Origin of the sequence: Paenibacillus sp. FSL M8-0212, from assembly GCF_038004645.1 — a bacterium.
Classification (GTDB): Bacteria; Bacillota; Bacilli; order Paenibacillales; family Paenibacillaceae; genus Paenibacillus.
In genome coordinates this window covers 3,938,739-3,961,907 of the sequence record NZ_JBBORP010000001.1, presented here as the reverse complement: position 1 = coordinate 3,961,907, position 23,169 = coordinate 3,938,739, and the positions used below count along the sequence as shown (strand labels likewise).

At 46.6% G+C, this 23,169-nt stretch carries 20 protein-coding genes; 6 read left to right on the top strand and 14 right to left on the bottom strand.

Features of this window, described 5'->3' with window-relative positions; all coding sequences use genetic code 11:
• Positions 1-239: 239 nt before the first annotated feature.
• On the bottom strand, positions 240-2,546 hold the full coding sequence (locus tag MKX68_RS17490; RefSeq protein WP_340913280.1) for an AraC family transcriptional regulator: 2,307 nt from the start codon (positions 2,544-2,546) through the stop codon (positions 240-242).
• A 314-nt stretch (positions 2,547-2,860) separates the two neighbouring features.
• On the opposite strand from MKX68_RS17490, the gene MKX68_RS17485 reads away from it, so the two are divergent.
• The 3 genes from MKX68_RS17485 (at position 2,861) to MKX68_RS17475 (ending at position 7,727) form a co-directional block, all read left to right on the top strand.
• Entirely contained in the window at positions 2,861-4,216 is a 1,356-nt protein-coding gene (locus tag MKX68_RS17485; protein WP_340913277.1) for a dipeptidase, read from the top strand.
• Positions 4,217-5,349: 1,133 nt separating this feature from the next.
• Complete coding sequence (locus MKX68_RS17480; protein WP_340913275.1) at positions 5,350-5,985, top strand: TetR/AcrR family transcriptional regulator; 636 nt, start codon at positions 5,350-5,352, stop codon at positions 5,983-5,985.
• Between the two features lie 155 nt (positions 5,986-6,140).
• Positions 6,141-7,727, top strand: a complete 1,587-nt coding sequence (locus MKX68_RS17475) for an oleate hydratase (protein ID WP_340913274.1) — start codon at positions 6,141-6,143, stop codon at positions 7,725-7,727.
• 589 nt (positions 7,728-8,316) lie between these two features.
• Here the strand turns inward: MKX68_RS17475 and MKX68_RS17470 are convergent.
• From MKX68_RS17470 to MKX68_RS17455, 4 genes are all read right to left on the bottom strand, one after another.
• The gene (locus MKX68_RS17470; RefSeq protein ID WP_074096289.1) at positions 8,317-8,688 is read right to left on the bottom strand and encodes a hypothetical protein; all 372 of its coding nucleotides are present in this window, start codon (positions 8,686-8,688) and stop codon (positions 8,317-8,319) included.
• Between the two features lie 164 nt (positions 8,689-8,852).
• A complete protein-coding gene (nagA, locus tag MKX68_RS17465; protein ID WP_340913271.1) occupies positions 8,853-10,073 on the bottom strand; it encodes an N-acetylglucosamine-6-phosphate deacetylase in 1,221 nt (406 codons plus the stop codon).
• Positions 10,070-10,798, bottom strand: a complete 729-nt coding sequence (gene nagB, locus MKX68_RS17460) for a glucosamine-6-phosphate deaminase (protein ID WP_026081489.1) — start codon at positions 10,796-10,798, stop codon at positions 10,070-10,072. Before nagB ends, nagA begins: the two co-directional genes overlap by 4 nt.
• 9 nt (positions 10,799-10,807) lie before the next feature.
• The gene (locus MKX68_RS17455) at positions 10,808-11,671 is read right to left on the bottom strand and encodes a MurR/RpiR family transcriptional regulator (RefSeq protein ID WP_339297872.1); all 864 of its coding nucleotides are present in this window, start codon (positions 11,669-11,671) and stop codon (positions 10,808-10,810) included.
• A 212-nt stretch (positions 11,672-11,883) separates the two neighbouring features.
• On the opposite strand from MKX68_RS17455, the gene MKX68_RS17450 reads away from it, so the two are divergent.
• Complete coding sequence (locus tag MKX68_RS17450) at positions 11,884-12,231, top strand: hypothetical protein (RefSeq protein ID WP_340913268.1); 348 nt, start codon at positions 11,884-11,886, stop codon at positions 12,229-12,231.
• 158 nt (positions 12,232-12,389) lie between these two features.
• Here the strand turns inward: MKX68_RS17450 and MKX68_RS17445 are convergent, their stop codons facing one another.
• Positions 12,390-12,938 carry a DUF4303 domain-containing protein gene (locus tag MKX68_RS17445; protein WP_340913266.1) on the bottom strand — a complete coding sequence of 183 codons (549 nt, stop codon included), beginning with the start codon at positions 12,936-12,938 and terminating at the stop codon, positions 12,390-12,392.
• A gap of 217 nt (positions 12,939-13,155) precedes the next feature.
• Between MKX68_RS17445 and MKX68_RS17440 the strand changes: the two genes are divergently transcribed.
• On the top strand, positions 13,156-13,449 hold the full coding sequence (locus tag MKX68_RS17440) for a hypothetical protein (protein WP_339789278.1): 294 nt from the start codon (positions 13,156-13,158) through the stop codon (positions 13,447-13,449).
• A gap of 201 nt (positions 13,450-13,650) precedes the next feature.
• Here the strand turns inward: MKX68_RS17440 and MKX68_RS17435 are convergent, their stop codons facing one another.
• From MKX68_RS17435 to MKX68_RS17410, 6 genes are all read right to left on the bottom strand, one after another.
• The gene (locus MKX68_RS17435) at positions 13,651-13,875 is read right to left on the bottom strand and encodes a helix-turn-helix domain-containing protein (RefSeq protein ID WP_017692532.1); all 225 of its coding nucleotides are present in this window, start codon (positions 13,873-13,875) and stop codon (positions 13,651-13,653) included.
• 244 nt (positions 13,876-14,119) lie between these two features.
• The gene (locus tag MKX68_RS17430; protein ID WP_340913263.1) at positions 14,120-15,109 is read right to left on the bottom strand and encodes a YhcN/YlaJ family sporulation lipoprotein; all 990 of its coding nucleotides are present in this window, start codon (positions 15,107-15,109) and stop codon (positions 14,120-14,122) included.
• Between the two features lie 279 nt (positions 15,110-15,388).
• Positions 15,389-16,405, bottom strand: coding sequence for a DUF4340 domain-containing protein (locus tag MKX68_RS17425; protein ID WP_340913261.1), 1,017 nt, complete (start codon positions 16,403-16,405; stop codon positions 15,389-15,391).
• Entirely contained in the window at positions 16,402-17,796 is a 1,395-nt protein-coding gene (locus tag MKX68_RS17420; protein ID WP_340913259.1) for a GldG family protein, read from the bottom strand. Before MKX68_RS17420 ends, MKX68_RS17425 begins: the two co-directional genes overlap by 4 nt.
• A 4-nt stretch (positions 17,797-17,800) precedes the next feature.
• Positions 17,801-18,517, bottom strand: a complete 717-nt coding sequence (locus tag MKX68_RS17415) for an ABC transporter permease subunit (RefSeq protein WP_017692528.1) — start codon at positions 18,515-18,517, stop codon at positions 17,801-17,803.
• Positions 18,514-19,647, bottom strand: coding sequence for an ABC transporter ATP-binding protein (locus tag MKX68_RS17410; protein WP_340915417.1), 1,134 nt, complete (start codon positions 19,645-19,647; stop codon positions 18,514-18,516). The genes MKX68_RS17415 and MKX68_RS17410 overlap by 4 nt, the downstream gene beginning before the upstream one ends.
• 236 nt (positions 19,648-19,883) lie before the next feature.
• Here MKX68_RS17410 and MKX68_RS17405 point away from each other — a divergent pair, with 236 nt between their 5' ends.
• Entirely contained in the window at positions 19,884-20,966 is a 1,083-nt protein-coding gene (locus tag MKX68_RS17405) for a glycosyltransferase family 4 protein (protein WP_340913257.1), read from the top strand.
• 65 nt (positions 20,967-21,031) lie between these two features.
• On the opposite strand, the gene MKX68_RS17400 is transcribed toward MKX68_RS17405, so the two are convergent.
• A complete protein-coding gene (locus MKX68_RS17400) occupies positions 21,032-22,561 on the bottom strand; it encodes a DHA2 family efflux MFS transporter permease subunit (RefSeq protein ID WP_340913255.1) in 1,530 nt (509 codons plus the stop codon).
• 219 nt (positions 22,562-22,780) lie between these two features.
• On the bottom strand, positions 22,781-23,140 hold the full coding sequence (locus MKX68_RS17395) for a hypothetical protein (protein WP_340913252.1): 360 nt from the start codon (positions 23,138-23,140) through the stop codon (positions 22,781-22,783).
• Positions 23,141-23,169 lie beyond the last annotated feature (29 nt).

The following is a 23,169-nucleotide window of genomic DNA, read 5'->3' as shown; positions in this document are numbered from 1 at the left end:
ACCTGATACTCAGACTATACAGCCGATCTTTTTCCGGCAACCTTCATTTTTTGCATTGCTACGGTATGATGGTCGGAAAGCCCGCTATAACGCCATTTCCACAAGAAACTGAACATAACGCAGCAGGTAGAATTGCACATTTTTGCGGGTTTATCCTTCTTTGTATCACGGTAAAAAAAAGAAAAAACCGACATCCGTTAAAGCTGAATGCCGGTCTGAAATGACAAAGATATAAACGGTTATTGTCCAAACCATTGATCGCGATACTGACTCGGGGTAACTCCCTCCTGTTTCTTGAAAATCCGATTAAAGTAACTATGCTGATATCCCACAGCCGCCGCAACATCATTGATTTTCATCGTTGTCTCCCGTAACAATTGCTTCGCCGCATCCATTCTCACACGTGTCAAATAATCAATAAAATTGATGCCCGATACCTGTTTGAAAGCCTTGCTCAGTGCATAGGGTGTCATCTGCTCCTCGTCAGCACAGTTTTCCAGCGAAATGTCGCTGCGGTAATGTGTATCGATGTACAACATCGTTCGTTCCACCACTAGTTTCAGCGGTTCCTGCGTTCGTACTTCAACCTCTTGTATATACGGTATGAATACCTCATTCATCATCCATTGTCTCATCTGTACAGGTTCACGAATACCGGATAGTTGCTCATACATGTTGTAACCACCAAACAGCTTATAAGGTGTGACACCCGTTTGCAACATCATGTGCTGAATACTGCCGAGCAATTGAAGCATCATCTGTTGCACCTGAAATTCGGTACTGCCCGTCCGCGTAATCTCACTCATGAATTGTTCCAGCACACGTTCTGCTTCGGCTTGTTTGCCCAGCCTGACCGCCTGTAACAACTCCCGTTCCAGCCCAAGTGGATAGGAAGCTGCTTCATTTCTGCGGAAACACGCCTCATCCTCCAGATCGAGAATCTGACTTCCTTCCTCCACACTGCGATAAGCCACGGCCTGTTCCATCTCAACGAATCGTCCGGGCAGTTCCTGAAGTGAAGCTGCTGGGCGACTGATCATCAAAGTCACCTTCAGTTTGAGTGTTCTTCCAATGACCTCCACAAGCTCCTGCCCCCATAACATCGCTTGTGATTTCACAGGTTCGTCCTGGGGAGCAATCACAAGCATGGCGGAAGACAGGTCATGAAAATTCATGACACTGATCTGTCTAAAATAATTCTTTGCCACTTCCTGAGTGATATTCACGGCTGCAAAGGTGACTAATCCCGTGTCCTGGCTCCCAAATCTGCCTTGCAGTTGCTCGTACCCCGTAAAATACATCTGCACCAGCAAATACTGCTGGCCCTCCAGCTCAAATCCAAGATGACGCATGCGCTGCTGGAGATCCTGCTCGTTATAGGCATATAGATGCCCCTGTACAAGTTGTAGGACAAAGCTGTCGCGCAGATGGGGAAGCTGCTCCTGCAACTGGCGATGTGCCGTAACACTGCGGGAGGTCAGTTCGTTCCACTGTTGCTCCAGCAGCTCAAACTCATCCAGCTTGGCATCCGTTGGTGTTGTTTCGTTTCTGCCAGGCGTAAGCAGATGCAGCATCCGCGCTACAGGCGAATATATGCGGCGTGAAGCAAACCAGGATAACAATAACCCCAGGATGAGACTGCCTATACTGGCAATGACGATGATTTTGGACACCAGTTTAACTGGCGAAGTGACTGAGGTCAAAGGTGCTGCGGAGACGTAAGTCCAGTCTGAGTCGATTCGACTCAATGAACCGTATGAGACAGAATAGGTCTGATCCTCATATCTGAACAGGAATGAGCGGCTGCCCGCATTCAGGGCTACTTCTTCTTTTAGCTGCTGCTCAAAAGCAGAAGTCTCTCCCGCCGTTCCAGGATTCCCGGTAACCAGTGTGTTTCCTTCCTGATCCATGAGGAACGTTAACCCTTCGTCGTAAGGAGTAAGCGTTTTCAACAAACTGGCAACTTTCTCGTTATCCAGCGTGATGATCAGTGCACCAAACGGATTAATGCTCTCACCCGGTATCTTATGTACTAGAACAAGTGCATTGCCTGCATCCGTATGAAGTGGACTATCGTTGGTCGAAGGTTCGGTATCTCTGTTGATACCGGAAACCCAGTCTGTCCAGTACACGTGGTTACCCATGGAAAGGTATCGATCATAGGCTTGTACTTTGGCTTCATCGTTCAACTCGGTATAATCCCGATTAAACAAGATTGGCTTCGGTTCCTGCAAATACAGCTGTGCTGACTTGATCAGTGGATGGGAACCTTGTAATACGTATAAGGTAGTCACAATCTCCTGCGTTTCATTAAAATAATACACAAAATCCAGTGTTCGCAAAGCATTGCCAAACCTCGGTTCAAAAGCCCAATGAGATAAGTTCATCTCCAGATAAGCCAGCTGGTCATCCACATTGCGTGCCCGGTTCTCGATCTGGTTCTGATGCATCTGATTGAACTCGGTCTCCATTCGGCCAACCACCTGTTGATACATGACGATACCTGTGATTAGCCCGGGAATGCTGGCAATGAGTAAAATCAGCATGAGGCTGTTTCGATAAAATCGCCCTTTATGCCTTCCAGCCTTCAAATCGGACAAACGCTTGAATCTACCAAATATTCGATCGCTCCTAGTCGGTTCCATCGCTGCTCACCTGCCTGCTTGCATCGGGTCTGACTGTCATGGAAACTTCCTCAACTCCCCTGAGAATATATGGATGAAATCCTTTTCTTGTATTATACGCACAATCTTCTGGTGAATGAAACGATCTGTAACCGATCATTTTTTTAACCAATGTTTTATTAACATGACAAAATGGATTACAATGAGATAAAGCAAACATGAAGGAGGCCTTTTTAATGAAAGAACAGACTTATTTTGAACAAAATAGAGAAAAACACCTGGCAGAACTGAATGAATGGTTGTCCATTCCGAGTATCTCTGCCATTTCAGAGCATAAAGAGGATGTTAATCGTGCAGCACAATGGGCAGCAGATGCGCTCACACGTGCAGGCATGGAAAACGTAGAGGTCATTCAAACGGCTGGACATCCGATTGTCTATGCAGATCACCTGCATGCACCGGGCAAACCGACGGCGCTGATCTATGGACACTATGATGTACAACCTGTTGATCCGCTTAACCTGTGGGAGACACCTCCTTTCGAACCTACCGTTCGTGATGGCAAGCTGTTCGCTCGTGGTGCAACGGATGACAAAGGACAGATTTTCCTACATATCAAGGCAGTTGAAGCCATTCTGGCCGAAAACAAAGAACTTCCGGTTAACATCAAGTTCTGCATCGAAGGCGAAGAGGAAATCTCCAGCCCGAACTTGCCCATCTATCTGAATGAACATACGGACAAGCTGCGTGCAGACATGGTATTGATCTCGGATACGTCCCTGCTTGAAAAAGGTAAACCGGCGATCTCCACTGGCCTGCGCGGCCTCTGCTCGCTTCACGTAGATCTGCACACAGCCAATACCGACTTGCACTCCGGTTCATTTGGTGGTGGTGTACCTAACGCACTGCACGCACTCGTATCCCTGCTCGCTTCGTTGCATGATGAGCAAGGCCGTGTGAGTGTAGACGGTTTCTACGACGGCGTTCTGCCACTGTCTCCTGAGATGAGAGAAGAATTTGTGAAACAGGGCTTCAATGAAGAACAGCTTCGTCAAGACCTTGGGCTGGAGCAATTGTACGGCGAAGAAGGTTACTCGTTCGTGGAACGTGTTGGCGCTCGTCCAACATTGGAACTAAACGGCGTATGGGGCGGTTTCCAAGGCGAAGGCAGCAAAACGGTTATTCCGAAGGAAGCTCATGCCAAAATCACCTGCCGCCTTGTTGCGGATCAAGATCCACAGCATGTATTGGATCGTATCGAAGCACATCTGCGCGCTCACGTTCAACCGGGTGCAACGCTGCATGTGAAACAGATCGAGAAAGCTTTTGCTTTCAATACCGATCCTTCCAATCCAATTCTGCAAAAAGCGGCAGATGCGTATGAGCACGTGTATGGCGTTCGTGCCCTCTTTACCAAAGATGGCGGCTCCATTCCGATTGTTGAGAAGCTCTCACGTGTACTCGAAATCCCTGCTGTTATGATGGGCTTTGGTTTGCCGGATGAGAACTTGCATGCTCCGAACGAGCACTTCAACCTGGAGAACTTTGATAAAGGGTTGTTGACGATTGTGCAGTTCTTGAAGAGTTTGTAATAGTTAAAAAGTACTCTTACACGGAGGTCACTACGCGGGGAGAATAAGCTTCCGATCGCTGTTATCCCCCGATTTCTTTGATCCCCTTTTCTAAAGGGAGAAATTCGGGTGATAAAGGCGAACGCTCCGCTTCTTCAGCTTTTTTCTCCCCTCTCCGTTAACGTGTAAATTATTTATTCAACTTCATAAGAATAGGGGCAGATAGATATTACAAAAACGGTGGCCTACAGGTCATCGTTTTTGTTTGAATCGATTTCGTCCCCTACACTACGTTGCAGCTTCTTGCATGACTGATTTTAGGATTGAGCCTAACTATTGATTGGTTAGTGTAATGGGGAGAACAAAGGACGGCCTTCGGGTCGTTTTTTTGTTATTTATTTTATTTCTTTGTTTCTTTTTTCTGTGTTTTTTGTTTCTTTGGTTCTTTGGTTCTTTGGTTCTTTGGTTCTTTGGTGAAATTGTAGTTTTTTTCATGGCTGCTTTTTATGAATGGAGACGATGCAGACTTACTTTTAAATGGATTAGTGTATTAGAGATAAAAACATGGTGACCTTATTAGGCCGTTTCTTTGGATTTTGTCTTGATCGTTACGTTGTAGCTTTAGCGCGGCTGCTTCGAAGGATTGGGTCTCACTTTGATGGGTTAGTGTGATAGATTACCTTAACGATGGGCTGCTGAACACTTTTTAGATTTTTTCGTTTTTTTCATTTTTTTCGTTTTTTTCTCAATAACTTCGTTATCGTTGTTCCTATGACTGATTTTATAGACGAGGTCTCTCTTTTAATGGTTTAGTGTATTGGAGATAACTTACGCGACCTTATCGGCGGTTTTTTTAGATTAATTACGTCTCCTCACTAGGTTTCAGGCTTTTACCATGGTTACTCTTTATTGTGACTGGTTTTAGACGACGGCTAACTTTTAAGGGATTGTGATAGAGACAATACAAGTGGCCTTTAGGAGTTTATTTGAAGCGATTGATATTCAATATTTAGGATGCACCCTTATGGAGTATGATGTGGATCGGGTAACGGATATTGTTGATGGCTACAGAGGTATTTGTGGATGGAGGATCTTGCAGGATTCCTGCGTTTTGATCTGCTTATGTTAAGCGACTTCGGCGCGGGGCTTTTGCCATGAGTGTTTACGTGCTGTTGCGCCCCGGCAAGCTAATCCAAAATGATGAGGTGAATGTTGTGTCTGCTTCTCACCTAACCAAACATGCGCTGGCCCACTCGCTTAAATCACTGATGGAGCATACTCCATTGAACAAGATTACGGTCAAACATCTGGTTGACCATTGCGGAGTGAACCGGCAAACCTTTTATTATCATTTTCAGGATATTTACGCGCTACTTGGGTGGATCTATCAGACTGAAGCGGTGGAGAGCCTTACGGAGTACCGAAGCTACAGCACATGGACGGACGGATTCTATAAAATCTTTTGTTACATCGAGAACAACAAAACGTTCTGCTGCAACACACTCAACTCGCTCGGGCGTACCCACTTGGACACATACCTCTATGAAGTAACCTATGATCTGATTATGGGTGTTATTGATGAACTCGCCTGTGGGATTAAGGTCCGCGATGAAGACAAAGAGTTTGTCGCCAACTTCTATACCCTGGCTTTCACTGGGCTAGTCATTCAGTGGATGAGAGGTGACATGCAAGAACCGCCAAAACAGATTATTGAGAAGCTCAATGGGCTGATCGAAGGCAATGTCCTGAGGGCACTGCACAGGTATGAGAATAAGCTGCCCTCCACTTAATGATGTGCGGCTTTTTTCATATGTGATCTAAGCCTAGGTTTTAGACACTTTTCCAAAAGTGACCAAAAATTAGACACTCCCGTTCTTTTGATCATACCTTACGGGACCTGCAAAGTTTACATTAGGGATGTGATTACAGAACCTTTTGGAGGCGAATGATCGTGAAGAAAGATTACGGTAATAAACAGGTCTATTTTGTAGGGGGCGGCATTGCATCTTTGGCGGGTGCAGCTTATCTGGTTAGAGATTGTGGCTTTCCCGGAGAACATATTCACATTATCGAAGAAATGCCCATTCTCGGCGGTAGCAATGACGGAGCTGGTAATCCCGATCAAGGATATATCATCCGCGGCGGGCGAATGCTCAATGACGAGGCCTATGAGAATCTGTGGGAGCTGCTGGCTTCCATCCCTTCCATCGACCGTCCGGGCATATCTGTCCGACAGGAAATTACCGAATTTGACGATGCCAATCCCACACATTCCAATGCGCGGCTCATCAACCGTGACGGGAAGGTCGAAGATGTGCTCTCGATGGGCTTTAATATGGCCGATCGTCTGGCGATGGGTAAACTGATTATTACTCCTGAAGACACGCTGGGTAAACTGCGCATCAACGACTGGTTTGGTCCTCATTTTTTCAAAACAAACTTCTGGTATATGTGGGCGACCACCTTTGCATTCCAACCTTGGCATAGCGCCGTGGAATTCAAAAGATACATGCTTCGCTTTTTTCACGAATTCCCGAGAATTCAGACGCTGGAAGGTGTTACCCGCACACCGTTCAACCAGTATGACTCGATCATCCTGCCACTGCATAAATATTTGGAACCGTTTGGCGTAGATTTCACGCTGAAATGCACGGTTACTGATCTGGATTTCAAAGACGGCGACGGCATTACGGTAAGTCGGATGCATGTGCTCAGGGGAGGTGAAAAGGAAGTCATTGACATCCTCGAAGGTGATCTGGTCATTGTTACAAACGGTTCGATGACCGAAGGGGCTGATATCGGCTCCATGACCTCCGCACCAAAACTGAACGGCAAGGGCAGCTCATGGAAGCTGTGGGAGAACATCGCCGCCAAGAAACCGTTGCTGGGCAACCCTTCTTCTTTTAATGATCATGTGCATGAGTCCAAATGGGAATCGTATACGGTCACCTTTCAGGATTCGGTCTTCTTTGATCTGATGGAGAAATTCACACGCAACCGGGCAGGTACCGGTGCTCTGGTTACTTTCAAGGATTCCAGCTGGTTCATGTCTGTTGTTCTGGCCTTTCAACCGCACTTCCGCGGTCAGCCGGAGCATGTAAAAGTATTCTGGGGATACGGATTATACCCGGATAACGTGGGGGATTACGTGAAGAAAAGAATGTGCGACTGTACCGGGGAAGAGATTATGCAGGAGTTGATCGGCCATCTTCATTTTCAGGAACATCAAGAGGCCATCATGGCTACTGCCAACTGCATTCCATGCATGATGCCTTACATTACAGCCCAATTCATGCCTAGACTCAACAGCGACAGACCAAAGGTTGTGCCTGAAGGCTCCACCAACCTGGCCTTCATCAGCCAATTCTGCGAAATTCCCGATGACGTGGTATTCACCGAAGAATATTCAGTCCGGGCAGCACGAATCGCCGTCTACACCTTGCTTGGAGAGAACCGTCCAATTGAGCCGATCAACAAGTATCAGTATGATGTTCGGACGCTGTTCAGCAGTTTTGTGACTTCGTTTAGATAATTGCTTATATAGAGAATGTGTGTTGTTGAATTGTATAAAGCAAATAGAGAGAGTTCCGTCAGCTATGACAGGACTCTCTCTTTCGTTTACTCGTTTACTATCTAAGCCCGACACATAACCTTACTCGAGATTGCCAACTGTCGTCTAAAGAACCTGACAAGCCTTATTACTTGAAATATCGCAGGTTTGAAAATCTAACGAATCGTAGACATCTTATTTACGCTGCAGACATGTTTAAGTACCGAAATATCGCTAAATTGCATTAAATAGCGTGTCTGAGATTCGTTACATTTTCTATCACTGCCAAATCATTGGAATAAGGCTTCACAGATTCGTTAGCGCTACGTGGCCTAAGGAGAAAACTACTTATGAGAATGGAATCGTAGTGAAATGTTATTGTGGAGATCCTAGTCTATTCTTCCTTGAAACTTAACTTATTACTCTTCCATGTTACTCACGTATACTCTTGTGGTTGTTCATGGTGTTACTCTTCATTTTTGCGTTGTTACTCATCGCTTATGAGAGCCACATATTATACTCTACTCTTCCTACTCACGCCGCTTATTACAGCCTACATATCACACTTCGCTTATGTGCGGAATGTTGTGAACTTCAACATGTGCACAAGTTTGGATAAATGTGCGATCTCCTGCTGGACTCCAGAGGTGTCCGTGCCTGCCATCGCCTGGTTCGCCCGCAGCGTTCTGCGTGTGTTCAGCATACCTTCGATCAGTTTCATGACTGTGTTGCGTCCACGATGATCGACAATCATATACTTTTTGCGTGCATCCAGCTCTACCCATACGATGTTGCTGAATGATGTGAACAGATGCCTGCGGTACAGCTCCATATCGGTCTCATTGTAATGCTCGCCATAAAAGGCATAATATCCGTGTATGTGCAACTTCTCCGCCAGCACTGTGATGAACGGATCATGTTCGAGCATAGCGTTACGTTCCATGTTTCACGCCTCCGTTATGCGTGATCCGCAGATCCCGTCTTTTTGAGATCTATTTTAACATATTGCGCAAGGTGTTGCCTCTACACAGATAAAAGCTAAGTTTTAACTCCGAAGACGGATGCATCACAAATGAGAGTTATTAGCACGATACTAGTTTTCTAAATCTAATATGACTCGCCAATCCGTCTGCCTTTCACCCACACACCCTCAATATCCAGCTCCGCATTCAGTAAAACGATATCTGCCTGTTTTCCTTGAGCCAGGGAACCTGTCCGGTGATCAATGCCCAGCAGGCGTGCCGGGGTCAGACTTGCTGCACGTGATGCAGCGTTCAGACTCAGGCCCACTTCCTGTACCAGGTAACGGAAACCTCGAATCATCGTCAGTGTGCTTCCCGCCAGTGCGCCGCCGTCCTTCAGTCTGGCCTCGCCATGCTTCACAATTACGGGCAGGTCGCCGATTTTGTACTCCCCATCATCCAATCCCGCAGCAGACATGGCATCTGTAATCAACACGAGTTGATCATCATGTTGCTTCAGCTGAGCGAGGATCGAGATCGCCGCAGGGTGAACATGAATGCCGTCAGCAATTACCTCGGCACTGATACGTGGATCACTCAGCACGGCTCCGGCAGCCCCGGGTAGCCGGTGATGTAGCGGTGTCATGGCATTGAACGTATGTACTGCATGATGCAGTCCGGCTTCCACTGCCCGCTCCACCTCTTCATAGGTCGCATCGGTATGGCCGAGTGCCGCTGTAATCCGTTGTTCTCGCAGCCATGAAATGACTTCCAGCCCGCCTTCACGTTCCGGTGCCAACGTAACTTGACGAATCAGGCCAGGATATTGCTTCTCCCATGCTTCGAGCCAAGATACATCAGGCAGTATGATATGTTCCGGATTTTGCGCACCAGGCCATTTCGGACTGAAAAATGGACCTTCCAGATGTACGCCCTCAAGCTGTGCATATGGCATTTCACTCGAACGATAGCGGTCGACTTCAGCAAGCACGCTGTCCAGGCGCTCTTTCGGAGCCGTCATGGAAGTCGCAAGCATCGCTGTTGTGCCCTGCGTACTATGAAAAGAAGTGATCTTGTCCAACACCTCCGGGCTTGCGTCCATAAAGTCTTCCCCATTCCCACCATGCACATGGATATCAATGAATCCAGGCACAATGAGGCCGCGTTCCGGTACAGACAGCGGCAAAGCCTCTCGCCGAATCTGTTCAGGAAGACCTTCCGGTATCCCAGCATAGATGATTTTCCCATCCCTCCAAGCTAATAAACCGTCTTCCAATATCTCATTTGAAAGGAGCAGCTTGCCCCGAAGAAGAGAAATATTTTCATCACGCTGTCTCCCAGGTTCATGGCTATTCGCTCCGGTCATCTCACCAGCCTCCCTGCCGCACGGTCCAGCAATACCACCACATTTGGATGACATTGCAAAAGCGATGCAGGACAGGCCGTTGTGATTGGGCCCATGAACGCTTCGCGAATAATCTCGGCTTTTTCCTCGCCACGGGCAATGAGCAGAATCTGTTTGGCTTTCAAAATGGTACCGACACCCATCGTAATCGCCTGAGCCGGAACTTCATCGATGCTGTCAAAAAAGCGCGCGTTTGCCTTTCGCGTCTCGTCTTTCAGATCCACGACATGTGTTCGTCCTGTAAGTTCAGTTCCCGGTTCATTGAAGCCAATATGACCATTATGTCCGATGCCCAGCAGTTGAAGGTCTACCGGTCCACGATCGTCCAGCCTTTGTTCATAGGAATTACATTCCTGTTCCAGATCGGCAGCCTGACCATCAGGCACATGCGTTCTGGCAAGATCCATATCAATGTGATGGAATAATTGTTCGTTCATGAAACTGCGGTAGCTTTCACGATGCTCCGTTGGCAGTCCAACATACTCATCCAGATTAAAAGAGGAAGCCTGTGAGAAGCTGACCAGCCCCTTCTGGTACAACGTGATAAGCTGTTTATATATGCCCACAGGAGAACTTCCTGTCGCAAGCCCCAATACAGCCCGTGGTTTGGTCTGCAACAAGCTGGCAATGAGGCCAGCACCCGTGGCGTTTAAATCTTCTTCATTTTCAAAAATTCGTATATTCATCTTCATCTGTCAGGCACCTCCGTTGTGTTGGAATCGATAAGACTGCACGTTGTGATAGGATTGTTCCAGTCTGGGGATAAAACGGTCGAAGTCGGCACTTACCATGCCTGTGAACAAAATATCGACCACATGCAGCAGTGCAATACGTGAAGCCATATCTCCACGCCTCATGCCTTCTTCCAGAGAGGACGTAAAGAGTGGGATATCGGATACAGTTGCGAGCGTGTTACTGCCATAGGAAGTCAGTGAAATCGTAGAAGCTCCGGCCTGTTTGGCACAATGCAGGGCATCTATGGTCTCTGGTGTTTCGCCTGAATAGGATACGGCCATCGCCACATCTCCCTCGGCGAGCGAAGATGCGGATGTAATCTGCATATGTGAGTCGGAAAAAGCCGTACAGCTCTTGCCGATCCGCACCAGTTTCTGATAGAAATCCTGTGTAACAATCGATGAGGTAGCTACACCGTACAGATCGATGCGGCGAGCCTGACACAATAATTGCACTGCCTGCTCCAATCTGCCCAAATCCAGCAAACGGGTGGTATCTGCAATCGACGCGAGGTGGTTGGCTTCGATAGCTTCAACAATTTTGGATAGGGAATTTCCCGCTACAATATCCTGATACGCCGTTTCATCAGATGCGTGGGACAATTCTGCGGCAAGTTTCATTTTGAAATCGGGAAAACCTTTGAAATGAAACGACTTGCAAAAGCGGGTCACCGTCGCCGCACTTGTGCCACTCTGCTCTGCCAGATGACTAATCGTCCAGCCGGGAATGTCCGATGGAGATTGCATAATGACTTCGGCAATACGTCGCTCCTGAGACGGAAGGTTATTCAGTTCTTGCTGCAACGCACGTAATATGGCTGCCATGAGGTCCTCACTTTATGAAAATTATTTTTATTTATTTTTAATAAATCAAGAAAATCATTTTTATAACTTCATTTTAATCAAGACGATCCTGCAAATCAAGAGGAATTTAACATGACTTTTGCAATTATGCTGAGCGTGTGGGTAGACCCTCGTCTCCTTGCTCCAAATAGTGGATATCCTTTATATTGAGAATCGAGAGGGGTGCAATTCTAATGAATCGAAGACAACGTGAAAAGCTCATTCCTTCCACCTGGATTATGGCTACCAAACAAACAGAAGGACACGCCTATTATGCCCTCTATGCTATCGACTGGAAACGCGGAGGTCGGTTGAGTTGGGAAGGATGGAATCACCTTGAAGATCTGCTGCAATTTCATATTCCGATCAAACGAAAAGCCGGAGGAAGGAAATACGCTTCCCAACCTGCCGCAAAAATTGCGAAAAGAGCACTCCATCTTCATCTGAACGAAGCACAATTTGAGGAATTGGAGCAGCTCTTTTATCAGCCATTTTCGAAGAAAAAATGGAGGACGTTCCTTCAAATGAATAGGAATCAATAAGTGTATGGATTCGGTTGTTTCATTTTTTCACGCTCAAACAAAAAAGCCTCTTCCTTCTTTAGTTTAGTTAAAGAATAGGAAAGACTTTCGCGGTACTAAGATTCAATGTTTTAATGCAATTTCCATTCAACTAAACGCTCAACTCAAGTTAACTCGGTCTAATTCATGTCATCATATCGTTTTAAGAATTTGCTGGCTAAGCCGGGTACAGTCATTTGATGGACCGATTGATTTTCAATTTCCTCCGCCAGATCATCATCTGTGAGAGAAACGAAAAACGTAATGTCTGCTTTGGTTTGTCCATATCGGGCGAAAACGTCATCTGCTGTCTCATTCACAACTTTGGCGATGATTCGAATGATCTCATCCTTATACTTCTGGACATCTTCTGTTGCATACAACAATCGACTGATGTGGTTAAAGTGCGTATCCTCGCCATATTGATATTCGGAGCAGCCCCATCTGTAATAGATCTCGTCCTCCTCGCTGTCGCACAACCCCTGTTCCTTCATATTGGTAATATGCCTAGCCAGGGATTCCTCTGTATTTACCGCCATGAACAGCGTTATCCAATCGCTGTCTGTTCCAAAGGCACAAGCATATACTTTCTCGTGCTCTACCTTAGCCAGCGTTTGTTCCAGATCAGGTAGAAACCCCGCTCGAAATTGATTTTCAAATTCACTTAAAAAGTGGTCCACACAGCTCATCCTTTCATTTTCAATGCAGTTTAAGATTCAAATGTCTTTTCAAACCATTGATTCGGGCCGAAACGGTTAACGAGATATTCATATCCCCGCCCTGTTGCTATGTAGGTCTCTCGATAACTACAAGGTACCACATAATCGCAATTAACGTGCTTACTTCCTACACCCTTAAATGACTATGCTATAATAAAAATACGACTAACCAAGTGAGGTGACACCGATGAAATGGGGAGAGATTATTGAATTACACCCAGATCGTTTTGTGCTTGTGGAAGCAATCAAGGCAAGCTCCAGCAACCGTGTCCGTCAACTAGAGGATATAGCTGTTATTCAAAACTATGATAATCCTCAAGAAGCCTGGAGCGGTTACAAAGAACTGCACAAGCTCCATCCGACACGCGAGTTATATGTCTTTCATACGAGCAGAAGCGATGTTGAGGTTGTAGAAGAATTTTTCTCAGGAACCTCATGCAAAGTCGACTTTGAATTAATGGATGTTCAATTTTCAACATAAGCCATGTAATGATAACCTTTGGATGGTTGCGTTGCGTGGCTTATTTTTATACACCATGGATGGGAGACTTAATCCCTGAACAGCGGATCATCTGATGTAATAAACTATAAATCAGCAGCAAAAAAGCCTTGCCCCATTCTTCATGACAAAGAATAGAGAAAGGCTTTCATGCTGCTACTTAATCCTAACTGTAATTCGCAACTAAATCTTCAGTTCTCCAAGCTTAATCAGCTCGACAACTGCCTGCGAACGACCCTTAACATTGAGTTTCTGCATCACATTCGAAATATGGTTACGCACCGTTTTCTCGCTGATGAATAACTGCCCTGCGATGTCACGCGTTGTTTTGTCTTGAACCAGTAATTCGAATACTTCGCGTTCACGGTGGGTCAACAAAAATTTGCTTTTATGATCGATACCCTTCAATGTTCACCCCTCCTTGCTCGGGTTGTGTTGGTGTAACAAGGTTAAGGGGATACAGTCAACTCATCTTATGTAAGGTCAAGGGCGTTGGTTCAGTTTTATAAGAAAAATGGGCAGTAAACATGTGATTCATTGTCCAAAGAGAACGTGTGCAATTGTATATGTAATAAAGATCATGTAAAACAAACATGCCCCTGCAGCGGATGTTACCATCTGCGCAAAGACACGCTTGTTCATGTCAAAAAAACTACCGATTCATTCGGTTCATGACACCATCGTTGTGATTACGGTTCATCAGGCCATCGTCAAGGATGCCATCACGGTGATTGGTATCCGTACCGTTGGTTGGGAAAATGCGCTCTACCATCGATTGGAACGTATCGATCATGCCGCTGACAGGCTTACCATTACGAATATCTGTGGCATAGTTCTCAACATGCTCCACAAAATCCGGATTAGCTGATACATATACATTCTCGATGTTTGGTGCAAACTGCTTGATTTTGGCTGAAATCTTGCCTTTAATCTCAGCTGATGTGTTATCATCCGTGCTATCTACACGTTGTCCTTCACTTTTCATACCATAATGCCCATCGTCCGTCCCACGTGCTTTGCCGCTGTTTGTCAGACCACGCATCATACCAATTGTTCCTGTGCCCATCGTGCCATAAATGCCACGGTCATTGCCCATATGGCTGCGATCCGTTGCTGAATTTGTGTTCAGTCCTGGAGCAATTCCGCTAGTGCTGTACGGAGACATTGTTCCCGTACCGCCATTCACACGCATACCACCCATATCGTGATTCATGTTGCCCCCACGCATGGTATCACTGGCATGATTACGCATTGTTCCATTCAGCATGCTCGTACGACCATTGGACTTGCTCTCCAACTTGCCTGCATGACCATCTGCCAAACGAACCGCCACATAAGCATTACGATCCGTTAACATGACACGGGCGGATTTAACTTCCTTCATCTCCGTGATGCGTTTTGCCAGCTCTTCACTGGATTTCAGGTCAGTCACATTATGCATGCGATAACTTTTCGCACGGATGCCATCCATGCCATTTGTTTCCACACCATAACGGTTAATGCCGTTGGCTTGCTGACGAACACTTTGTGTATGCATATTGTTGGTATCCCGATTCGTGCCACAACCTGTCAAACCGGCCATTACAAAGATCGCAGTAGATAATGATAACGTAATAGCTGTTGCCTTTTTGACTGCTGGCATGTACTCATCCTCCAATGTCTGTTGGTTTTGGTCACAAAGATAGGATGCGCTTCTGTACGTACCGATATGCTGAAAGGATATGGTACCTTACCCTGTAGATTCAGGTCTTCTGGTTTGGGTCTTCTGGTTTGAGTCTTTGCTTATTGGCCTTTAGGTTTGATCTGTGGACAGTGAGTTTCTTCGCTATATAAAATAAAAAAACAGTGCTGCTTGTTCGCAGCACTGCCTCGAAATAATATTGCATCTTAACTCAATAATATCACTTATCTTCCGCCCCGCTCATTTCCCGTCTGTTGATGAGGATGTCGTTGCGTCATTTGCAGAACTCGATGACTCTTCCGACGAAGTTGTGGATGCTTTAATTGTATCCGGGAATTTCTCGGCTTCCGTTAGACTTGTCGCATCCATGCCATATGCCCATTGACCATCTGGCGTAATGACCCAGATCTGATCCGGGTCGGATGGCACTGTAAGTCCCCGATACACGTCTCTAACTTGTTGCCCATCAACCGTCTGTTCAACAGACAGAGTGAATCGTGGAACCGAATTCTTCAGCTCGGACGCTTTGCGCACATCATCTGCTGTCGACAGGTTTTTGATTTTGCCGATAAGAGATACGGCATCTGTGGCTTCAATCGTTTTTCCATTCAGTGTCCAAGTCTGCTCTGCCGCATCGTTCTCCGATGTCGATGTTAACATCCAGGTAGCTGCTTCACCTTCCCACTCCAGAGACTCAACATTCGTCTCATCCATGTTGAAAGGTGTCGTGTCCAATAAATCACGACGAGACAAGGCTATATTGGTAATCGTCTCTGTCTGTACGGCAACTACGGGACCCTCATCTACGCGTACATACCGTGCATCATCTGCTGGAAGCTGTCCGCCAATAGCCAGTTTGATCTCCCGATTATCTTTGAGTTTGATATCCATACGTGTAGCATCTGTACCTAATCCGTACTTATCCGGATCCGTCGGCGATTCTTCCACCACCAGTTCCTGATTTGCACCACTCAGAGCATCCAGCCAGCTGCTTACACTGTAACCGTTCAGAGGATAGGCTTTTGGCTCAACCATCTGCCATACGCCATTTTCAAGCGACAAAGTCGAAGATCCTGCTGCACCAGATGTCTCCTCCGTAGTGTCATGTATTGTGATAGATTGAATATCCCCGGATTGAATACCGAGCGATTTGGCTTGTACCGCTTCTTCTTCTCGAAAATAATTTTGACTGGCCGCGTACACCCAGCCCACAATCAGTACGATGACTACCAGAATCGTTGGGACCCATTTTCTCATACCCGTCTACGCCTCCACCATAAGAGTACACCGATGATAACAAAGATAAGTGGGAACGCTACAATAGCCACGAAGAAAATCGTTCTGGCTTGCTCGCCATTCAGGTATGCCGTCTCATACCCGGCTTGTACCCGTGGGCGAATCGTCAATCCATTTTCTTTCTCACTCAAATAGTTTACCGTATTCAAAATAAAGTCCCGATTGCCGCCATTCGCAATTTCCGAATCCTGCATGAAAATGGACGACCCCAGAATAACCGCCTTCGGTTTACCATCCGTTGTATCGGCTGCATACCCTAATTCAACGGGTCCCTGAATGTCCTCTTCGGCATCATTGGTTGTTTCATTCTGCAATAAGCGGCCGATATTTGTCTCCCCATAACTGTCATTCGAAGAATGAATTAACGGTGAAAGGGTATATTTATCCTGTTCTTTGCTGGTCAACGCAATCGACAGCGACAACATCGGATACAATTGGCTTGCAGCAAGTTTGTCCGTGATTGCATGTGTACCATACTCCGGCACCACCCAGAGTGGCCCCATCGTACTGGCTTGCTGGTTATCTACCATGACCGCATGCTCGTCAACGACGCCATAGTCAGCCATCAGGGCATCGATGTTTTTCCAACTGGATTTCATATCTTCTACAAATCCGAGGGATAATAACAGCTTGCCTCCATTACTCAGATAGGTGCGAATGGCCTTCATTTCTGCATCACTGAGATCACGTTGTGGACCTATAATGGCAAGCACATCTGCATCTTCCGGAACCTTCCCGGCCTGATTCAACTGCAACTCTTCCGTCTGCACATTATTTTGTTCCAAGGAGGATTTCAGCGTAGTCATCTGAGCGAGACTCAGCTCTTCATGTCCGGTCAAAAAGACCATTTTATGCATCTCGGTGGATGACATATTCATGAGCGCCTGTGTCAGCTTTTCTTCACCTGTGAATTGATATGATCCGTCACTGCCGTCACCTGTCGCGGTGAACAAACTGGCGATATCAATCACTTTGTGTTGATCTCCCTGCTCCAGCACAATGGAGCTGCCTGTTATGCCGTATTTGGATGCAAGCGCAGGTTCCTGCGTCAGATTATACTGTTTTAGCTTCAACTTGCTATTGCGTTTCGTGTATTCCTCGACCATATCCGTGACCTCACGGTTCAGGACGGTGTTGTTGGCATTTTCGACGGTTAACACCAGAATGTTGACGTCATCCTTCACGTCTTTGATCGCAGTTAGAGACTGGTCAGACAACGTGTATTGTTTGTTCGAGGTCAGATCCAGCTGGAAGCCGCCAAGTGAATTCAGGAACAGTGTTAGCAAAATAAAGATGCCAATCACCGCTACGGACAGCACGGTACTGTTGGTATGACTTAACCATTTTTTCATCTTCTCACCTCCACCGCTTCCGTTCCACAATTTGAATGCTTAACAGCAGAAACACACCTGAAAGTGTGACATAGTACAATATATCCGGTCCACTAAGTACACCTTTCATGAAGCTGTCGAACCGGTTGGTCAGTGCAAATGGGTCCAGCCACTGTTGCAAAGCAGATCCCGTATTTCCTGCGAATGAATCAAGCATCCACAAAACGAGCAAAATAATAAAACCCGCAACCGCAGACACCATCTGATGCTGGGATAATGTAGAAGCGAACAATCCAATCGCCATCATGCTTCCGCCCAGGAAAAATAACCCCAGCGCAGACATCCATACCGTCGTCATATCCAATGTCCCATAGAACGACATGATGAATGGATACACCAGACTACACAGGATGAGAACGACCAGAATGGCCAGAGAGGCAAGATATTTGCCAAAAATAATTTCTGTTACACGTGCCGGAGAAGTCAGCAATAACTCATCCGTTCCCTGTCTGAATTCCTCTGCAACCAGTCGCATCGTTAACAATGGCACGACAAACAGCAGCATGGACAACGTATCCCCCAACACGAGACGATAATCGACAATACTCGGCTGGTAATATACAAAGCTTGAATAGAACAGCAGACTGGTCATCAGTACATATACGGCAAAAGCAAAATAGGACGTTGGTGACAGAAAATAAGCTTGTAGCTCTTTATTGCATACCGCCATCATTCGTCTCATTTGGAATCCTCCCCTTTGTGAGCTTGGGGCGAAGTATCGGCTGCTGTACTCACTGATGTTCCCGATATACTCGACGAGTCGATGTCCGAAGTTACGTCCTGATCCATCTCTGCCCCAACAACCTTATCCACATCTGCCGAATTTGCCTCTGTGTCTGTGGGCTCGGTTGTGGTCAGCTTCAGGAAGATTTGCTCCAGACTCAGGTTCTCTTTCTTCATCTCCAGGATCGGTAATCCTGCACCAGACAAAAGGTAGAACAGCTCCTCCCGGAAATCTTCCGAGTTTTCTCCAGTAAGCAGCATTTTAACCGTATTCGCTGAATCTGAATTAAGTGAAATATCTTTGGTGTGATTTGCATCCGATGCTTGAATGACTTCACTCCGCACCTTCTCCCATGGGGTCAGCACATTATGTAATTGCTCCGCAGTGGCCTTCACTTCAATCGACACCTTGAACTGATCCCCCATTGCTGATCCGAATTGCTGAGGTGAACCATCCAGCACGAGCTGTCCCTGATTGATGATCAACATTCGATTACAGAGCGTGCTCACTTCAGGCAAAATATGCGTACTGAGCAGCACCGTATGGTTCTCGCCCAGTTCCCGAATCAGATCTCTGATCTCGATAATCTGATTTGGATCAAGGCCCGATGTTGGCTCATCCAGAACCAGCAGATCCGGTTTATGAATAATGGCTCCTGCCAGCCCAAGGCGTTGTTTGTATCCTTTGGATAACCCACGTACCATTTGCCTTTCCCGACCCTGAAGTCCCAGTCTGCTAACCATCTCACTGACACGCAGCTTAACCTCACGTGCCGGGACATCTCGCAAATTGGCTACGAATTTAAGATAGGACTGCACCGTCATATCCGGATACAGTGGCGGAGTTTCAGGCAGATACCCAATCTTGGAACGAACACGCTGACCCTGCTCATGCACCGATACCCCATCCACCATAATGGTACCCGCGGTTGGATGCAGATAGCCCGTAATCATACGCATCGTTGTTGTTTTTCCGGCACCATTTGGCCCGAGAAAGCCAACAATCTCACCACGTTCCATGGTGAAATCCAGTTGATGTACGCCGCGTTGCCCTTCGTAAACTTTGCTGACCTGTTTCACTTCGAGCACATCATTCATCCTTTCCCGTTAAAATACCCGTGCACCATCGTTCAGGTTAGATGATAGACACGGGAAGTTCCTTGTATCTTACGTGAGCTATCCTAGCCTCAGCTTAATGACACTTAAAAGGCAGCTTAAAAATATTTGTCCAAAATGTGAACATTCTGACCAACACCCACACCCTGCGCTTAAAGCCAACGTAACATAGAGTACAGGAGAATGTGCTCCTGACCAAAAGTCAGAGGGTGAATCGTGTGAAAGTATTATTCACGTTTTATGTTCCGAGCGGTGGCGTGGATACGTTGAATCGACTGCGCACCGCTGTTCTGAAACGCCACGGCATTGAAGCGCACCTATTATATCTCAACACAGGCTCGGGATTGCAGAACAACAGTGATACGCCCATTTTCACCGCGTCCAGTGACGAGGATATTCATCATATCATTCATACTCATCATTATGATGCCATCATTGCCACTTCAGACATCGCTATGCCCGGCCGCTTGAGAGGACTTGGATATACCGGACGAATTATTTTTGAAGCGCAGGGACTCGGAACACGCGATCAAGCTCTGGAAACGATACAGATGGGTGTCCCTTACCTTCAAGCCCATTGCGATGCTGCCGTTATACCTCCCACAGACCATCTGCTGGATATGTTCATCCATATCTGTCCTTGGCTTCATCGGTTTGTTATTCCCAATATGCTGGATACGAACACCTTCGCACCCATTTTGGTGGATACCCCACCCTATCCGGTGCTGGCTTGGGTAGGACGACTTGAACACAACAAAAACTGGCGTGAATATTTAATCATCTCAAGTGAAATCGTCAAAAAAAATCCGAAAGCCAGACTATGGTTATTCCACGATCCAACTTTGGCTAATCCAGAAGATGAGGTCATGTTCCGGCACATGCTGGTAGAATACGGGCTTGAGGATCGGATTGGCATCTTCATCAATGTTCCACATTCTCAGATGCCTGCATACTATTCCATGATTGCCGAATCAGGGGGGATCATGTTATCCACTTCCTTGCTTGAAGGATTCGGCTATGCCGTCGCTGAAGCCATCAGTTGTGGCTGCCCGGTGCTCAGCACGGATTCGGATGGTGTGCGTTCATTTATCACACATAATAAGACTGGAAAGTTTTATCCGATTGGAAATGTAAAGGCAGCTGTAGCCGAAGCAAGGGAGCTCATGGATAACAAGAAACTGCGTGACTATATTCGCATTCAGGGCAGACAGCATATGAGCTTGTCTTTCTCACCCGATCGATATGCCATTTCTTTCCGTGAAATGATGACAGCACTGCGAATTTTCCATTGAATATAGCAAAAAAGGCAGTTCAGCAAGATTTCTCTGAACTGCCTTAGTATGGTTTGTAAGAAATCTTAGTGTCCCATCATCATCGCGGGATCAGGCTTGTCGCCATTTTGAAGTTCTTCTTCCGGCATCGGTTTAGGTTTGCGCAGAATCAGACTGAGCAAACATCCGAACAATGCAATACAAGCGGCCAGGAAGAACGTATCATTGAAACCAGCCACCAAACCATGAACGATAGCGGTCGGCTCTGCACTCGTTGTATTGTCTGCGATTCTTGAAGTAAGGAAGCCTGTAAGCCCTGCAACTGCAAAGGACACGACCACTTGCTGTGCAGCGGCCGTGAGCGGTGTCACCCGTCCAACCAACTTGCGTGGTGCAGCATTTAATACATGCGTATTGAGTGGCATCATGGACAGGCCCATACCCAGACCCATCATGACCAGAGCCGTTATTATCAGGCCAAGACCTGTCTCCGCAGTGATGGAGGACAGAATAAACAATGCTCCCGAGATAATACCCAGACCCACAAAGGCCAAAGGTCTAGCACCTATTTTATCAAACAATCGACCACCAAGCGGCATACCCACTCCAGAAGCCAATGCCTGTGGCAGCAGAATCAATCCAGTTTCCAGTGCAGTGTACCCTTTGATCTGTTGCAAGTAGAGCGGGATCAGGATCATCGCACCGAACAGTGCCACTTGTGACACCCATGCGAGAATAATTCCCCGTGAGAAATCAGATGATTTGAATACCCGGAGTTCAAGCAATGGATTTTGATGACGAAGCTCCACAATAATGAACAAAATGAGCGCTACACCACCCACAATGACACCCGTCAAAGTTGTTGCAGACGTCCAGCTCGTTCCACCCTCACTCACACCGTAAGCCAGCATCGAGAACGCAATTGGCGCCAGAATCATGCCGAGCAGATCCAGTGCAGGTGTGCGTCCACGATCTGTATCAGGCAAAAACTTGATACATAGAATGAAAGCTGCAATACCAATGGGCAAGTTAATCAGGAAAATCCAGTGCCAGCTCAGTGATTCAATAAACCACCCGGACAACACCGGACCCAATGCAGGGGCAAGCAGCATCGGAATTCCCAGCATCCCCATGATGGAACCTCTTCGCTCAGGAGGAGCCAGACGAAAGACCATTGCCATACCAATAGGGGCAACCATGCCTCCACCAAGACCCTGAATGACACGGTAAATGATTAATTGCTCAGGTGATTGGGCAATCGAGCATAACACAGAACCCAAGGTGAACATGGCAATCGTGAACAGAAATACTCTTTTGGCACCAAAACGGTCCGTTAACCAGCCTGCCAGTGGAATAACTGCAGACAAAGCCAGAGTGTAACCCGTAACCGTCCATTGGATCGTTTTAAGATCCGTCTCAAAATATTGAACCAGATTCGGAATGGCCACGTTCACCACCGTGCTGTCCAGTATAACCATGATCATACCGACGATAATTGCCAGGAGTGGCAGTATAATCGTTTTGATTGAAAACTCTGCGGGCTCCTGGGATACTGCTGTTTGTTCTTTCACGTTCTCCACACTCTTTTCCAGCCAGGAGATCGCAGGCTTACCCATGCGTCTCACTCAGCCTATATTGACGACTAATTTCAAACTATCGTTTTAAATCGTCGTTTTAAACTTTCGTTTAATACTGATCTAATTCTAATGAAAATACCTTTGCTGTCAAGCTATTTTTTCAGGCATTTCTACTATGGATACACCACAAAAAAAATGGAACAGGCACCTTCCCTGCTCCATACGTTGGTTATTCATGACTATTCAATGATGTCCATATCAATCTGCAAGCTTCATCATCTGATATTCTGACAGTATGCCCAATGTCTGACCGTGAATACTTCTGCAATATATTCGAATAACCAAATGATTCGGTGAAGAACTGTTGCTGATGACCCTCAGTTCATAAGGCTCGGGTGACACATCCAGATTATGAATGACCTGATTACCGCCCGCTCCCCCCGAATATGCCGTTAGGTGAAAAAGGTGTCGGTACAGTTCTCCGTGCATACTGGCTCCACCAACAAATACATCCGTCCCTTCCTCGCCGCCCACATAGGCCAACTCCACATCCATGTACTTGACGGGAACAACTGTCTGTAACAGATTCTCATGAATCTCAAGTAAATATACCGCCACTGTAGATCCCTCCTTCGGAGCACATGAAC

What these genes read in the sequence shown, in the direction of transcription:
- MKX68_RS17490 (WP_340913280.1), bottom strand. Translation starts at nt 2,546, where the DNA reads ATGCTGATTTTACTCATTGCCAGCATTCCCGGGCTAATCACAGGTATC.
- MKX68_RS17485 (WP_340913277.1), top strand. Translation starts at nt 2,861, where the DNA reads ATGAAAGAACAGACTTATTTTGAACAAAATAGAGAAAAACACCTGGCA.
- MKX68_RS17480 (WP_340913275.1), top strand. Translation starts at nt 5,350, where the DNA reads ATGAGTGTTTACGTGCTGTTGCGCCCCGGCAAGCTAATCCAAAATGAT.
- MKX68_RS17475 (WP_340913274.1), top strand. Translation starts at nt 6,141, where the DNA reads ATGATCGTGAAGAAAGATTACGGTAATAAACAGGTCTATTTTGTAGGG.
- MKX68_RS17470 (WP_074096289.1), bottom strand. Translation starts at nt 8,688, where the DNA reads ATGGAACGTAACGCTATGCTCGAACATGATCCGTTCATCACAGTGCTG.
- nagA (WP_340913271.1), bottom strand. Translation starts at nt 10,073, where the DNA reads ATGACCGGAGCGAATAGCCATGAACCTGGGAGACAGCGTGATGAAAAT.
- nagB (WP_026081489.1), bottom strand. Translation starts at nt 10,798, where the DNA reads ATGAATATACGAATTTTTGAAAATGAAGAAGATTTAAACGCCACGGGT.
- MKX68_RS17455 (WP_339297872.1), bottom strand. Translation starts at nt 11,671, where the DNA reads ATGGCAGCCATATTACGTGCGTTGCAGCAAGAACTGAATAACCTTCCG.
- MKX68_RS17450 (WP_340913268.1), top strand. Translation starts at nt 11,884, where the DNA reads ATGAATCGAAGACAACGTGAAAAGCTCATTCCTTCCACCTGGATTATG.
- MKX68_RS17445 (WP_340913266.1), bottom strand. Translation starts at nt 12,938, where the DNA reads ATGAGCTGTGTGGACCACTTTTTAAGTGAATTTGAAAATCAATTTCGA.
- MKX68_RS17440 (WP_339789278.1), top strand. Translation starts at nt 13,156, where the DNA reads ATGAAATGGGGAGAGATTATTGAATTACACCCAGATCGTTTTGTGCTT.
- MKX68_RS17430 (WP_340913263.1), bottom strand. Translation starts at nt 15,109, where the DNA reads ATGCCAGCAGTCAAAAAGGCAACAGCTATTACGTTATCATTATCTACT.
- MKX68_RS17425 (WP_340913261.1), bottom strand. Translation starts at nt 16,405, where the DNA reads ATGAGAAAATGGGTCCCAACGATTCTGGTAGTCATCGTACTGATTGTG.
- MKX68_RS17420 (WP_340913259.1), bottom strand. Translation starts at nt 17,796, where the DNA reads ATGAAAAAATGGTTAAGTCATACCAACAGTACCGTGCTGTCCGTAGCG.
- MKX68_RS17415 (WP_017692528.1), bottom strand. Translation starts at nt 18,517, where the DNA reads ATGAGACGAATGATGGCGGTATGCAATAAAGAGCTACAAGCTTATTTT.
- MKX68_RS17400 (WP_340913255.1), bottom strand. Translation starts at nt 22,561, where the DNA reads ATGGGTAAGCCTGCGATCTCCTGGCTGGAAAAGAGTGTGGAGAACGTG.